The 15,273-nt window shown below is 44.9% G+C and carries 13 protein-coding genes; all 13 read left to right on the top strand.

Annotated features, from left to right (window positions below; genetic code table 11):
• Nucleotide 1: 1 nt before the first annotated feature.
• Nucleotides 2-655 (top strand): heme uptake protein IsdC, encoded by a 654-nt coding sequence (gene isdC, locus MHB41_RS17830; RefSeq protein WP_340899703.1) that lies wholly within the window; start codon nucleotides 2-4, stop codon nucleotides 653-655.
• Between the two features lie 19 nt (nucleotides 656-674).
• Nucleotides 675-2,447, top strand: a complete 1,773-nt coding sequence (locus tag MHB41_RS17825; protein WP_340899704.1) for an NEAT domain-containing protein — start codon at nucleotides 675-677, stop codon at nucleotides 2,445-2,447.
• A 76-nt stretch (nucleotides 2,448-2,523) separates the two neighbouring features.
• Nucleotides 2,524-3,411, top strand: a complete 888-nt coding sequence (isdE, locus tag MHB41_RS17820; protein ID WP_340899706.1) for a heme ABC transporter substrate-binding protein IsdE — start codon at nucleotides 2,524-2,526, stop codon at nucleotides 3,409-3,411.
• A 33-nt stretch (nucleotides 3,412-3,444) separates the two neighbouring features.
• On the top strand, nucleotides 3,445-4,431 hold the full coding sequence (locus MHB41_RS17815) for an iron ABC transporter permease (protein WP_024427509.1): 987 nt from the start codon (nucleotides 3,445-3,447) through the stop codon (nucleotides 4,429-4,431).
• On the top strand, nucleotides 4,418-5,188 hold the full coding sequence (locus MHB41_RS17810) for an ABC transporter ATP-binding protein (protein ID WP_340899710.1): 771 nt from the start codon (nucleotides 4,418-4,420) through the stop codon (nucleotides 5,186-5,188). Before MHB41_RS17815 ends, MHB41_RS17810 begins: the two co-directional genes overlap by 14 nt.
• A gap of 26 nt (nucleotides 5,189-5,214) precedes the next feature.
• The gene (gene srtB / locus MHB41_RS17805) at nucleotides 5,215-5,967 is read left to right on the top strand and encodes a class B sortase (RefSeq protein ID WP_034281345.1); all 753 of its coding nucleotides are present in this window, start codon (nucleotides 5,215-5,217) and stop codon (nucleotides 5,965-5,967) included.
• 18 nt (nucleotides 5,968-5,985) lie between these two features.
• Nucleotides 5,986-6,924 carry an ABC transporter substrate-binding protein gene (locus MHB41_RS17800; RefSeq protein WP_024423884.1) on the top strand — a complete coding sequence of 313 codons (939 nt, stop codon included), beginning with the start codon at nucleotides 5,986-5,988 and terminating at the stop codon, nucleotides 6,922-6,924.
• Complete coding sequence (locus MHB41_RS17795; protein WP_125586876.1) at nucleotides 6,921-7,934, top strand: iron ABC transporter permease; 1,014 nt, start codon at nucleotides 6,921-6,923, stop codon at nucleotides 7,932-7,934. Before MHB41_RS17800 ends, MHB41_RS17795 begins: the two co-directional genes overlap by 4 nt.
• Nucleotide 7,935: 1 nt before the next feature.
• On the top strand, nucleotides 7,936-9,057 hold the full coding sequence (gene isdG, locus MHB41_RS17790; protein WP_024427505.1) for a heme oxygenase: 1,122 nt from the start codon (nucleotides 7,936-7,938) through the stop codon (nucleotides 9,055-9,057).
• A 323-nt stretch (nucleotides 9,058-9,380) separates the two neighbouring features.
• Nucleotides 9,381-10,796: a cytochrome ubiquinol oxidase subunit I gene (locus MHB41_RS17785; RefSeq protein ID WP_041118224.1), complete on the top strand. Its 1,416-nt coding sequence runs from the start codon at nucleotides 9,381-9,383 to the stop codon at nucleotides 10,794-10,796.
• Entirely contained in the window at nucleotides 10,783-11,799 is a 1,017-nt protein-coding gene (gene cydB / locus MHB41_RS17780) for a cytochrome d ubiquinol oxidase subunit II (RefSeq protein ID WP_041108365.1), read from the top strand. Before MHB41_RS17785 ends, cydB begins: the two co-directional genes overlap by 14 nt.
• Nucleotides 11,799-13,535 (top strand): thiol reductant ABC exporter subunit CydD, encoded by a 1,737-nt coding sequence (gene cydD, locus MHB41_RS17775; protein ID WP_041118222.1) that lies wholly within the window; start codon nucleotides 11,799-11,801, stop codon nucleotides 13,533-13,535. Before cydB ends, cydD begins: the two co-directional genes overlap by 1 nt.
• Entirely contained in the window at nucleotides 13,525-15,258 is a 1,734-nt protein-coding gene (gene cydC, locus MHB41_RS17770) for a thiol reductant ABC exporter subunit CydC (RefSeq protein WP_061110253.1), read from the top strand. Before cydD ends, cydC begins: the two co-directional genes overlap by 11 nt.
• Nucleotides 15,259-15,273: the final 15 nt, after the last annotated feature.

The following is a 15,273-nucleotide window of genomic DNA, read 5'->3' as shown; positions in this document are numbered from 1 at the left end:
GATGAAAAAAAGAATGAGGCTGTCAGTCTTCATGGCGGTTTTTTTACTGGCACTTATGCTGCCTTTTTCAAACGCACAGGCTGCCGCATTAAAGGATGGTACATACTCCGTCAATTATACAGTGCTGAAAGCTGAAGGAAATGCGGTCTCAATGGCAAATGATTACTGGCTGAAGCCAGCAAAGGTGATAGTGAAAAATGGGAACCTGACAGTGCAAATGACGATTAAAAATAGCAGCTGGGTAACGGAATTTAAAGTACCGGGAAATGGCGGCTATGTCGATACAACCGTTCTCTCAACAAATAAAAAAGCCAATACAAGGCTCGTTCAGTTCCAAGCTCAAAGCTTGTCTAAACCAATCAAGTCAAAAATTCATGTCACTGTGAAATCTGCTGATTATGATCATGATTACACCATTCAGCTGAAATTCGATGAAAGCAGCATCAAGTCACTTTCGTCTAACAATGCAAATCAATCAGCGGGTGCAGCAGAAAGTCAGCAGCCATCAAAAGAATCAACGAACAAAGCTGATTCATCCACAACGAAACAACAAGAAAATCCTCAAACTGGTGATACAAGCCAGACAGGGTGGCTCCTTGTGCTTGTCTTATGTTCAGGCGGGTTTTTAGCAAGAAAGTGGATCATCAAGCATTAACGGAAGGAAGTGTCACCATTTGAAACGTCTTTTTCATCTAAAGGCAGCCATTCTGCTCGTTTTATTCAGTTTGTTGACTGCGTTTCAGATTCCTCAAGGAACAGCTCAAGCGGCATCATTCGTTGATGGTGAATACACAGTTGGATTCACCGTTTTAAAAAATGGCAGCACAGAAGCGTCCATGATGGATACTTATACAGAAAAGCCAGCTAAGCTGATTGTGGAAAATGGCAAGAAAACAGCCTATGTCACACTGAAGCAAAGCAAAGAAATAACAGATTTCAAGGTCGAACAAAATGGTGCTCTCGTTACCACTGAAACGGTCAGTGAGGACGAAACAGCCAATACACGTGTGATCAAATTTGATGTCGATGACTTATCAGCGAAATTAAACGGCTGGGTGAAAATTTACTGGGATTTAGGCGGCTTTATTTATGACGAAGCATATGACGTACAGCTTGCATTTGATCAAAGCAGCCTAACACTCGTTACGCCTGCAAAACCAGACGATAATGAAACAAAGCCAGATGACCAAAACGGTACAAAGCCAGACGATAACGAAACAAAACCAGATGACCAAAACGGTACAAAGCCAGACGATCAACCGACAACACCAGGCAATAACAATGGCACAAAACCAAAACCAGATGATTCTGCGCAAAATCAATTAAAAGATGGCGTATATCGTATTAATTACAGTGTGCTAAAAGGGGATACGGATGAGGCATCTCGAATGAGTGATTACTTCTCACACCCTGCATCCTTAACTGTCAAAAATGGAAAGCAAACCATTTCCTTTACGGTGAAGGACCATAAGTCTGTCGCTTCTTTAAAAACAGAGAAAAACGGTTCTTATCAAGAAGCCAAAATAGTCAGCAAGGATGAAGCAAAGAATACAAGAGTGGTTTCATTTGATGCTGCTGATTTGAAAAAAGCGGTGAAAGGAAAAGTACACATTGTAGTAGCAGCCGCTAACTATGACCAAACCTACGATATTCGTTTTCAATTTGATTCAAAGAGTATCGCTCCAGTGAAGGACGGGCAGGTGGTAGAGGAAGAAAAACCAGCTGCACCAGAAACACCAAAACCAAACACACCAACAACAGAAACAAATAACGGCGAAGCAAATCAAGAGACGGCTCAGCTAAAAGATGGTGTATACAAGCTTCCTTTCTCAATGAAGAAAGCAGACAAGGATGAGCTTTCTCGTATGAACGATTACGTTGTGAGTCCTGCGACACTGGTTGTAAAAAATGGCCGCCATTTCGTTTCATATACAGTGAAGAACAGCTCAGCCATCACGTCATTCCAAGTAGGAACAGGCGGAAAGTTTGAAGAGACTCTTGTCGCGAAAACAGATGAAAAAGCAGATACACGCGTTATTCAATATGAAGCAAAAAGTTTAAGTGGAGCTCAGGCTGCACGCGTAAAAATTGATATTCCAGCTGCGAACTACCATGAGCAGTATGATGTCAAACTTGTCTATGACACAAAAGGAATCGCTCTCGGTGAGGGAAGCGGAATTTCAACAGTCATTGGAGACGATGAGAGTATCGGCTTTGTCAAAAATCCAAATGATCACGATTCTCAAACAACTCAACTTGAGAATGCAGCACCTGAGGAAACGGGTGCGGAGCAGATGACATTTACGCCATCAGATGATCAAACCAAATCTGAGTCTGGACAGCTGAATCCGAAAACGGGAGATACCTCTCTTCTTTGGGTGTATATTCTTTTATTCGGCGGGTCGTTATTCGTACTCGTTAGAAAATATCAAACACGGACAAGATAGTTCGTTTTATTTTAAGTGAGATGCGCCATTTACCTCGGCGCATCCACTCTCTTTTTTCGAAAGGAGGCTTCTGTTTTTGAAGCATCGAATGTTATGTACCTTGATCGCTGCTCTCAGTGTGTGCGTGATCTTATCGGGCTGCTCACAGTCAGCAGAAAGCTCAGCAAAAGGCAAAAAAAGCGCTGAATCAAGTGAGCGCATTGTGGCAACGACTGTAGTTGCTGCGGAGATCATGGATGCTTTAGAGGTGGATCTTGTCGGGGTGCCAACAAGTCAAAAATCCTTGCCAGCTCGTTACAAAGGATTGCCGGAAGTCGGCAACCCAATGAGCCCGGACATGGAAATCATCCAATCACTTCAACCGACAGATGTCCTGTCTGTCACAACCCTTCAATATGATTTAGAGACACCCTTTCAGCAAGCAGGTGTCCCTGCTACATACTTAAATCTTGAGAGCATGTCCAGCATGGAGAAGGCCATCACGAAGCTTGGAGATCAGTATGACAGAAAGAAGCAGGCTGAACGCATTGTGTCTGAGTTTGAGCAAAAAAAGAAAGACATTCAAGAGAGGACGAAAGGAAAACGCAAGCCGTCCGTTCTGATTTTACTTGGTGTGCCAGGCAGTTATTTGGTGGCGACAGAGAATTCATATATTGGTGATCTTGTGCGTATCGCAGGAGGAAAGAACATTGTGGAAGGCGAGAAAATGGAGTATTTGGCATCCAATACGGAATATTTACAAAAAGCCAATCCAGATATCATTCTCCGGGCCGCACATGGGATGCCAGACGAAGTCGTCCAAATGTTTGATGAAGAATTCAAAACAAATGACATCTGGAAACATTTCAATGCGGTCAAACAAGACCGGGTGTATGACCTCGAAGAAAGCTTATTCGGGACAACAGGCAATTTAAAGGCAGCAGAAGCATTAGATGAATTGACTCGTATGTTGTATCCGTCATAAGCGGCGAATCTTAATGATAAAAGGACGTTCAAGATGAAAAAAACAGGGATTTTATTTCTGATAGTCAGTCTCTTACTGGTCTGCGTGTTTATTTATTCAGCCATTACTGGGAGCATTCATGTCACCCCAATTGAATTATTAGAAGGGCTCATCACCGGTCAACATGCACAGGTAGAAATCATTAAAGATTTGAGAATTCCCCGCATGCTTATCGCGATGTTTACAGGGGCCGCCTTATCTGTCTCCGGTGTACTGCTGCAGTCGGTCATGAGGAATCCGTTAGCTGATGCCGGCGTCATTGGCATTTCATCAGGAGCCAGCTTCTTTTCATTAATGGCGATTACAGCGCTTCCTCAATTTTATTTCTACTCTCCTTTATTTTCGGTATTAGGCGGAGCTATTGCGTGTTTCCTCGTGTATGTTCTGTCTTGGAAGGGTGGTTTAAGCCCAATCCGCATGATCTTGGTTGGGATCGCCATCAATGCCATGTTTACTGGAATGGCTGAAGCATTTGTGACCATTTGCAGCTATTTCAATATCACGATTAATCAGTCGGGACAGTCGAATCTCACGATGAAAACGTGGGGAGATGTCCGTTTAATCGGTGTCTATGGTGTCGCCGGCCTTGTCGTTGCACTCTTCTTCAGCAGATGGTGCAACCTCCTGGCTCTTCAGGACAAGACAGCGAAAAATTTAGGATTGCGTGTGACCAGAATGCGCCTTTTGATTTCCATCACAGCCGTTTTACTTGCGGCGGTGACAGCTGCAGTAGCGGGCGTGATAGCCTTTGTCGGCTTGCTCATTCCGCACATTTCAAGAAGGCTTGTCGGCTCGGATCACCGGGTACTGATTCCATTTTCTGCGTTAAGCGGGGCTTTGCTTATTTTGACGGCTGATACGCTTGGCAGGACGCTTGTGGCGCCAAATGAGATTCCTGCTTCTACGATCATGGCCGTGATTGGCGGGCCGTTTCTGATCTTTTTATTAAGAAGGGGGGACCGTCTCCATGGACATTCGTGAGGTGTCATTCTCATATGACCAGCAGAAGGACATCGTTCAATCAGTCACAACAAAGATTGAAAAGGGAAAAATCACAACCATTATCGGTCCAAATGGCTCGGGAAAATCCACGCTGCTTTCCTTAATGGCGAATAATCATTGTCCAAATAAAGGGCAAATTCACTTAGACGGGCAAACGCTGAATACGTTCAGGCCAAAGGAGCTGGCAAAAAAGCTCGCTGTCGTCCATCAGCAAAATGAAGCGCCGCTTGATTTAACGATCGAACGGGTCGTGGCATTCGGCAGAACGCCGTACCAGACGATGCGCGGAGGAGACAAGGAAGAGGATGAGAGAGCGATAGAGTGGGCGCTGTCCAGTACAAAGCTAACGGACAAACGAAAGGTGCCGCTCGCCTCACTGTCAGGTGGAGAGCGGCAGCGTGTATGGATTGCGATGGCACTTGCGCAAAAAACACCGATCCTTTTCTTAGATGAACCGACAACTTATTTGGATATTTACTATCAATTTGACATTCTTGAGCTGATCCGTGAACTGAATGCCGTGCATGGATTAACGATTGTCATGGTGCTGCACGACATGAATCAGGCTGTCCGCTACAGCGATATCATCATAGCAATGAAGGATGGACAGGTTATCAGTGAAGGACAGCCAAACGATGTGTTAACAGAGGAAAACGTGCGGCACATTTATGATGTGTCCGTCACGATTAGACAGGATGCAGAAACAGGGATGTACATCGTGCCTGTTGGTATATAAGCTGGGCAAAAAGCAGGTGAGACAGTGTGAAACGAGGAAAACGGCTTTGGCAGCGAATGCTGACGATCGTTTGTTTAGGCGTATTTATTTATAGCGGGACAGCCATCGGCTTCGAACTTTTCGGTTATTATCAAAATCGCCAGGTGCTTGCAAAGGCTCAGACGATGTATGGATATGAAGAAGATATGACTGAAAAACGGGAGCAGGGAAAGATCCGTTCGTCATTTGATGAGCTGCGGAAGGTGAATGAGGACATTGTCGGCTGGATCAATATGAAAGACACGATGATTCAGTATCCGATTGTTCAATCTCACGATAATGCGTTCTACTTAACTCGCAATTATTTAAAAAACGACACCCGGGCAGGCAGTATCTTTATGGATTATCGTAATGATGTCCTGCATGAAAGCCCAAATACAGTGGTGTACGGCCATCGGATGAGGGATGGATCCATGTTCGCTGGACTCACAAACTATCTAAAAAAAGATTTCTTCCAAGAGCACCGGACATTTCAGTACGATACGCTGTATCAAAGCTATGAAGCGGAGATTTTTGCTGTGTATGAAACGACGGTTGACTTCGACTATATTCAAACCGATTTTCAAGATCTTGGCGAATATGCGCACTACTTGCAAGCTGTGCGGAAGAAATCAATCTATCAAACGAAGACAGACGTGTCCACAGATGACCTCATCCTCACCTTATCGACCTGTGATCATGTGCTTGCACCTAAAAGCGGGCGTCTCGTGGTACAGGCAAAGCTAAAGAAAGTTTACTAGAAAAGGAGAGACAGACGGTTGAAATTTTCACATGTGATCTTAGCGGGACTCGTCTTGATGCTTCTCCTCGGCGGATGCGGTCAGGCAGCACCTGTAGAGAAAGGAAGCGGGCAAGGAGCGCTGAAGATAAAGGATTTTACCGGAAGAACGCTGTCGTTTGATGAATCCCCTCAGCGTATCGTCGCCTTGTCGACCGGGGACATGAGTATTCTGTATGCTTTAGGCGGTAAGGCGGTCGGCCGGCCAACTGCTGAGCTACCAGCCAGCTTACAAAAGGCAAAGTCCGTACAAACGATTGGCACAACGCATCAATTTGATGTAGAGCTGATCACAAGCTTAAAGCCTGATGTTGTGCTTGGAAATGAACAATTAAACAGCAAGGACATCTCTACAATAGAAGGAATTGATTCACAGCTTCTTTTGACAAGTGCCAATTCAGTGAAGGACATCCAGCGTCAAATCTCGTTATTTGGGGAGTTGCTCGGAAAGCAGCAAAAGGCTAAAGCACTCAATGAGCAAATTGATGAGCGAAAAAAGCAGGTCAAGCAGCCTAAGAAAAAAGTGAAAACACTCGTTGTGTACGGTGCACCCGGCACATATATGGCGGCACTTCCCCAATCCTTGAGCGGAGATTTGCTGCACATCGCTGGGGGTGCAAACATTGCTGAGAATGAACCGGCACTCGAAAAATTTCCTCAATACGCTCAAATTAATGCAGAAAAGGTGATCGAAGCCGATCCTGATCTCATTCTGCTCATGACACACAGCAATCCTGACGATGTGAAAGCGGGCTTTATGAGTGAAATGAAACAGAATGCAGCATGGCACGACGTATCAGCTGTCAAAAATGGCCGCGTGGAGATTCTGCCTAGTGATTTATTCGGGACGAACCCAGGCGCAGACGTCATAAAGGCGATTGATGAACTAGAGAAGAGATTGAAGCGATTGTCATCATGAAAGTGAATGCAGAGTTAGATTTTCAAAAAAGGCAGTCGAGACGAAGATGGCTGATACCGGGACTGCTTTTCTCGCTAGGTGTGGGCATATGTCTAGGGCTTGCATTAGGTTCTGTTCAATTATCGCTGCCAGATTTGATCGCTGCTTTGACGGGATCAGGCCAGCCAGTCCATGAAAAAATCGTCATGGATTTACGTCTGCCTCGCGTTCTCATAGGTTTCATCGTCGGGGCCTGTCTCGCAGCATCAGGGGCCATTTTACAAGGAGTCGTCCGAAATCCACTCGCTGACCCCGGGATCATCGGTGTGACTGCCGGTGGTGGGTTAGCTGCTGTACTCAGCATGATTGTGTTTCCTCAATTCACATATCTGCTTCCAGCGGCTGCATTCCTGGGCGCTTTATTAGCGGCACTTGTTGTGTATATTTTGTCGTTCGATCAAGGGGTTTCGCCACTGAAATTGATTCTGGCGGGTGTGGCAGTCAATGCCCTGCTTGGTGCGGTCATGAATGGATTTATGGTGCTTTATAGTGAGCGTGTGCAGGCTGTTCTGCCTTTTTTATCAGGAGGATTAAATGGACGGAGCTGGCATCACCTGAGCTTTGTGTCACCCTATGCGATTGCTGGATTGTGTCTTTGTTTTTTTGCGATCAAGCCGGCAAATCTTCTTTTGCTTGGTGATGATTCAGCACAGCTGCTCGGCCTTAGAGTCGAGCGAACCCGATTTTTCTTAATTGCACTGGCGGCGCTTTTGGCGGGTGCAGCTGTAAGCGTGAGCGGTTTAATTGGATTTGTCGGTCTTGTCGTCCCTCATTTTATCCGCCTTTTAATTGGAGATGACTACCGGTACCTGCTGCCGATCTCAATGCTTGGCGGCGGCGTACTTGTGGTTTTTGCTGATACAGCAGCACGGGTATGGTTTACACCGGTTGAACTGCCTGTTGGTATTCTGCTTGCCTGTATTGGTGCACCTTTCTTCCTCTATTTATTAAAAAAGAAAGGGAGGGGTTAAGTTGGATGTGATTGCGATGGATGACGTGAGCCTCAGTCAAGGAGGCTTTCGATTGTCGTCTATTTCAGCAGCTGTGCCTAAAGGAAGTGTAACAGGAATTATTGGACCGAATGGGTCAGGGAAGTCGACGTTTATTAAAGCGGCCGCACGCCTTACGTCGATTGAAAGCGGCATGATTTATATTCACGATATCCCGCAAAAAGAAATGACAGCACAGGAGATTGCACAAGAAATCGCCGTTCTGATGCAGACGAGAACGGCCATCCCATCAATGACAGTACGTGAGCTGGTTGCACTTGGACGCAGTCCGCATCGTTCGATCTGGAAAAAGAGCTCGAAGACAGATCAGGAAGCGATAGAGTGGGCGCTTGATGTGACAAATAGCCGCGTGAATGAAAACAGGATGCTGCATACATTGTCAGGCGGAGAAAGGCAGAAGGCGTATATTGCCATGGCACTGGCTCAGAAGACAGAGACGATTATTTTGGATGAGCCTACCACTTACTTAGATATTGCACATCAGCTTGATTTACTAGAGCTGCTCAAACAGCTGAATGAAACGCATGGGATCACCATTTTAATGGTTCTTCATGACCTGCAGCAGGCAGCAAAATATTGTGATCGCCTGATTGCAATGAAGCGTGGTCAGGTTTACCAAATAGGGACACCAAAGGAAGTATTAACAGAAAACTTTTTCAAAGAGGTCTTTGGGATTCAGGCAGAGGTTCACCTAGATGGAGAGCATCCGCTCATTATCCCAATCGCTTCGATCCAACAACAAAAGGGAGATGAATCAAACATGATCATTGTAAACAACCAGGTTAGAGTAGAAAAAGGCAGTGCAGACCACCTCGTCAAGCGTTTTAACAAGCAGGGACAAGTAGAATTCATGGAAGGATTTTTAGGTATGGAAGTCTGGGTCACACAGCAGACAACCGATTACGATGAAGTGACCATTCATACCCGCTGGAATCGAAAAGAAGACTTTGTGAACTGGACAAAGTCTCAGGCATTTGGAGATGCACACGCTCATGGAAAAGCGAAACCTGAAGGTCTATTAAAAAACAAAATTACGTACTATGAAGTCCAAGTGACAAGACCTGCTTTACAGAAAAAAGCTTAAAATAGAAACAAAGCGCTGCGGCTCACATGCAGCGCTATTTTTTTTGCGGTTGTTTATTTTCCGTCACATATTCTTGACAAAGTATTCAAACAACTGACACAATACTATCCAAATTTTAGGTAAAATTTACTTTATTTTTGAAGCGTATGGGTGTAAAGTACAGGTATAAATAACTAACCGAATGAAAATCAAGAGTAAAATTTCACCGAGTGAACCATTTCAAATGGACTTTTATTTGTGAAACATTGAACAAATGGTGAATATTTTGTGAAGTGGTGAGCATGAATCGTTCGGCATGTGAAAGTAAGGGAGGATGTAAGGCTGTGAGTGAGCTGTTTTTAGCAAGATTTCAATTTGCTTCAACGACATTATTTCATTTTATTTTTGTTCCTATGTCAATAGGTTTGGTGTTTATCGTCGCATTGATGCAGACCCTTTATGTCGTCAAGAAAAAAGACATCTATAAAAAGATGGCGAAGTTTTGGGGTCACCTGTTCTTACTTAACTTTGCAGTAGGTGTGGTAACAGGGATTCTGCAGGAATTCCAGTTTGGGATGAACTGGTCAGATTATTCAAGGTTTGTCGGTGATGTCTTTGGTGCACCGCTTGCCATTGAAGCACTTTTGGCCTTTTTCCTTGAATCTACATTTATTGGACTTTGGATATTCGGCTGGGATCGTCTGCCGAAGAAGATTCATTTATTGTGCATTTGGCTTGTTTCCCTTGGTACGATCTTTTCGGCATTTTGGATTTTACTCGCTAACTCATTTATGCAGGAGCCAGTTGGATTTGCCATTAAAAATGGCCGTGCAGAAATGAATGATTTTGGCGCTCTTGTGACGAACCCGCAGCTTTGGGTTGAGTTTCCGCACGTTCTATTTGGTGCACTGGCAACAGGAGCTTTCTTTATTGCAGGAGTTAGTGCCTATAAAATGATCAAAAAACAAGAAATCGCCTTTTTCAAAAAGTCATTCCAGATTGCGATGGTCCTCGCTTTAATTTCTGGTTTAGGTGTGGCGTTCTCTGGACATGATCAAGCGAAGCACTTAATGAAATCACAGCCAATGAAGATGGCAGCAAGTGAAGCCCTTTGGAAGGATAGTGGAGATCCAGCAGCTTGGACACTATTTGCCAACATTGACACAAATAAAAAAGAAAACTCTGCGGAGATCAATATTCCGTTTGCTTTAAGTTATTTGGCGTATCAGAAGTTCAGTGGAGATGTTCCAGGCATGCTGACACTTCAAAAAGAATATGAAGCCAAGTTTGGTCCTGGAGACTACATTCCGCCAGTGAAAACAACATTCTGGAGCTTTAGAATCATGGTCGGTGCTGGCATGCTGATGATTTTTGCTAGTATGATTGGCTTATATTTGAGCTTTAGAAAGAAACTAGAAACGAACAAATGGTTTTTACGCTTCATGGTAGGGATGATCGCGTTTCCGTTTATTGCGAACTCAGCCGGCTGGATCATGACTGAAATTGGGCGTCAGCCGTGGACTGTCTTTGGTATGATGACGACAGCTCAATCGATTTCACCGAACGTATCGTATGGCATGCTGTTATTCTCAGTCATTAGCTTTACGGTGATGTATCTGATTCTTGCCATTTTGCTTGCCTACTTATTCATTCGAGAAATTAAAAAAGGTGCACATTCTGAAGAGGATACAGATCAAAAGGATGAAACGGACCTGTCTACAGATCCATTTGATGGAGGCGCATATCATGGCATATCTTAACGAGATTTGGTTTATTCTTGTCGCAGTATTGTTTGTTGGATTTTTCTTCTTAGAAGGATTTGATTTTGGTGTCGGGATGTCCATGCAGCTGCTTGGAAAGGACGCGCACGAGCGCCGAATTTTAATCAATACGATTGGTCCTTTCTGGGATGCGAATGAGGTCTGGCTGATTACAGCTGGCGGCGCTATTTTCGCTGCATTTCCTCACTGGTATGCCACGATGTTCAGCGGATACTATATTCCGTTTGCGGTTCTCCTCTTAGCGCTCATTGGGCGCGGAGTCGCCTTTGAATTCCGAGGGAAGGTTGAGAAAGCCTCTTGGATTAAGGCGTGGGACTGGGTGATCTTCTTTGGCAGTCTGCTTCCGCCGTTTTTGCTCGGTGTGTTATTCACGAGTATTTTACGCGGGATGCCAATTGATCAAGACATGAACATGTACGCTGGTTTTACGGACTTTGTTAATCTTTACTCAGTGATCGGCGGGTTAGCTGTGACGGTTCTTTGTCTGCTGCATGGCTTGATTTTCGTCACACTTCGTACAGAGGGTGACTTAAGAGATCGTGCAAGAAAACTGGGCCAGCGTGTCCTGCTCATTGCCCTCCCTGTTCTTGTTATATTTGTCGGTGTGTCCATCATTGAAACAGACATTTATACCGTACGCCCGATCATCACCATTCCGTTAACTGTGCTGATTGTGGTTTGTTATGTAGCTGCCCTTGTTTTGATGAGAAAAGAACGTGATGGCTGGACATTCTTATTCACAGGCGCAGGCATCATGGTGACGGTGTCCATGCTGTTCACTGCATTGTTCCCGCGCGTCATGATTAGTTCAATCAGTCATTCATTTGATCTCACAATTCAAAACGCTGCATCTGGATCTTATTCACTGACGGTCATGACGATTGTTGCTGTTTCTTTGCTGCCCTTTGTGCTTGGGTATCAAATTTGGAGCTATTACGTCTTCCGTAAACGTGTAAGCGGTAAGGAGCCAATGACCTACTAATGGATAAACGTTTGCTTCAATTAAAAGGAATGAGAGGGCTTCTTGCCCTCTTAGGTATTGTGTCACTCATCCAAGGAGCAAGTATTATTTTCCAAGCACAGTGGCTGGCACATGCCATTACAACGCTGTTTGACGGGAAAAGCCTCTCGCAGGCAACGCCTTATGTCATGCTGTTTCTTGCTGCCTTTGTTGTGCGGCACGGTCTCACCTTGATTCGGGAGAAGGTCATGTTTACCTACTCTTCCCGAATTGGAGCAGACGTCAGAAAGCAGCTGTTAGACCAACTCTTTCGATTAGGGCCTGCCTTCGCAAAGAAAAAAGGGACAGGAAAGCTTGTCACATTAGCAATGGAAGGAATTGCTCAATACCGTCAGTATTTACAGCTGTTTTTGCCGAAAATGGTGAACATGGCAGTGATTCCGGCGATGGTCCTTATCTATGTGTGGACATTAGATGAAACATCAGCCGTCATTTTAATTGTGACGCTGCCAATTTTAATTATTTTTATGATTTTGCTAGGCCTTGTTGCTCAGCGTAAAGCGGCCAAACAATGGAGATCGTATGAGAAATTATCCAATCATTTTACTGACTCTCTCCGGGGCCTTGAGACGCTTCGTTACTTAGGTATCAGCAAAAAACACTCCCGTCATATTGCGGAGGTGTCAAAGCGATATCGAAAAGCGACCATGAGTACACTGAAGGTCGCCTTTCTGTCATCGTTTGCCCTCGATTTCTTTTCCATGCTATCAATTGCAACCGTCGCTGTTTTTCTTGGCTTACGTTTAATTGAAGGAGAGCTTCTGTTATTGCCGGCTTTGACGGCGCTTATGCTGGCGCCGGAGTATTTTCTGCCGGTACGTGAAGTGGGAAATGATTATCATGCGACGTTAAATGGAAAAGAAGCGAATGAAGCCATGCAGGTCATTTTAGAAGAAAAAGGCTTCCGCGCTCAGGAGACAAAATCTGTGCAGCTGAATAAGTGGGATGAACAATCTGTGCTCACGCTGCAGGATGTTTGTGTTCAGCATGACGAACATGCCCCTTATTCCATTCAGGATGTAGATCTCACTGTCAAAGGGAAGAAAAAAATCGGCATCATTGGTGCCAGTGGTTCAGGGAAATCGACGTTAACCGATGTCCTCGGCGGCTTTGTTGAGCCGTCTTCGGGTCAAATCACGCTAAACGGCCAGCCGCTTGGTCATTTACAGATGAAGGAATGGCAAAAGGAAGTTGTCTATATGCCGCAGCACCCCTATTTATTTCACATGACATTAAGAGAAAACATTCGTTTTTATGAACCAAATGCAACAGAGGAAGAAGTGGAAAGAGCGGTGCATGAAGCTGGCTTATCTCAGCTGGTTACGCAGCTGCCAAACGGATTGGACGAAGTCATTGGAGAACAGGGAAGAGAGCTAAGCGGAGGACAGGCGCAAAGAATTGCGCTTGCTCGAACTGTGCTGGGCCAGCGGTCCATTATGCTGTTAGATGAACCAACGGCGCATCTCGATATTGAAACAGAGTATGAACTGAAGAAAACAATGCTTCCACTGTTTGAACATAAACTTGTGTTCTTAGCGACACACAGACTCCATTGGATGCCGGACATGGATGAAATCATTGTCATGGATCAAGGAACCGTCGCAGAAATGGGGACACATGAATCATTAATGCAAAGAAAAGGCGTGTATTATCAATTGGTACAGGAGCAAATGGGGGCGGTCACACATGGTCAGTAAAGGCTGGTTTATACCTTATATCAAGGAGAATCAAAAGCTGTTTGCCTTGGTTTTATTTTTAGGAGCCATTGCGGTATTCTCTGCTTCTATGCTGATGTACACGTCGGGATTTCTCATTTCAAAGGCTGCGACAAGACCTGAGAATATACTCATGGTCTACGTCCCAATTGTGGCTGTACGTACCTTTGGTATTTCGCGCTCTGCTGCCCGCTACGCAGAAAGGCTGGCAAGCCATCAGCTCATTTTGACAATGATTGAAAAAATGCGTGTACGCCTCTATGACATGGCTGAACGAAGTGCCAAACAGACTAAGCTTGGGACAGGTGAAATGCTTGGTCTCTTGTCAGATGATGTGGAGAGATTGCAGGATGCCTATTTAAAAACCATCTTTCCATCCATCGGTGCACTGCTTTTATATGCCGCATCCATTGGAGCACTTGGCCTTTTCTCATGGCCTTTTGCTGGACTGATGCTGCTTTATATGGCACTTCTCGTATTCGTTTTCCCATACGTCACAGTGCTTGTGAACCGGGCAAGACAAATTCAAATGAAAAAAGGCAGAAATGAACTGTACAGCCATTTAACAGATGCAGTCATGGGCGTTAGTGACTGGCTGTTCAGCGGCAGGCAGAAAGATTTTGTGGATGGATATGAACAAAAAGAAGCGCAGCTGTTAGCGCTTGAAGCAGCGAAACACCGATTTATCCGCGTGCGTCAATTTTTGGCACAGCTCTTGATTGGAGGGGCTGTCGTGCTTGTTGTGTATTGGAGCGGCTCGGTCGTTCAGTCAGGATCCATGTCACACACACTGATTGCAGCCTTTGTACTTGTGCTGTTTCCATTAACAGAAGCCTTTCTTCCGCTGTCAGATGCGGCAGGTGATATTCCCGTCTATCAGCATGCTGTCAGCAGATTACATCATTATGAAAAGCAGTCATATGAAGGAGAAGCTGAGAGCAAGGCAGTGGATCAATCAGCCCTTTCTCACGATGAAGCTGTCTGTTTTGATCAAGTGTCCTTTCGGTATGACACGCATCAATATGTCCTTCAAGACCTGTCCTTTTCTCTGAAGCAAGGGGAATCACTCGCGCTTTTAGGAAAAAGCGGTGCAGGAAAATCGACCATTTTGAAATTGTTAGAAGGGGCAGTTGTTCCAAATCAAGGGACTGTCAGCATTCAAGGAAAACCGGTTCAAAGCATTCAAGAGAAGGTGTCTGCCTATGTATCTGTGCTGAATCAACAGCCATATTTATTCGATACGTCTGTTTTAAACAATATTCGTTTAGGATCTCCAGAGGCAACAGAAGAGCAGGTAAAAGAAGCAGCTAGACAAGTGCAGCTGCATGATGACATCGAGTCTTTGCCAGAAGGTTATCACACAGGTGTTCAGGAGACAGGGGTTCGATTTTCAGGTGGAGAAAGACAGCGTATGGCGTTAGCTCGAATTTTGCTTCAGGACACGCCGGTTGTTGTATTAGATGAACCCACCGTCGGGCTTGATCCACGGAAAGAGCGTGAATTGCTTGAAACCATCTTCCGTGTGTTAAAAGGGAAAACAGTTATTTGGATCACCCATCATCTGACTGGCTGTGAGGCGTGTGACCGCATCATGTTTATTGAAGACGGACGCATTGAGATGCAGGGTCAGCATCAGGAGTTACTAAAAGAAAACAAGCGTTATCAAAAGCTGTATGAAATGGATCGCCCGTTTTCTACAATATAAATGGATGAAATGACA

Origin of the sequence: Bacillus sp. FSL H7-0578 (assembly GCF_038630855.1) — a bacterium.
Classification (GTDB): domain Bacteria; phylum Bacillota; class Bacilli; order Bacillales; family Bacillaceae; genus Bacillus; species Bacillus safensis.
This window is presented reverse-complemented; position numbering and strand designations above follow the sequence as displayed.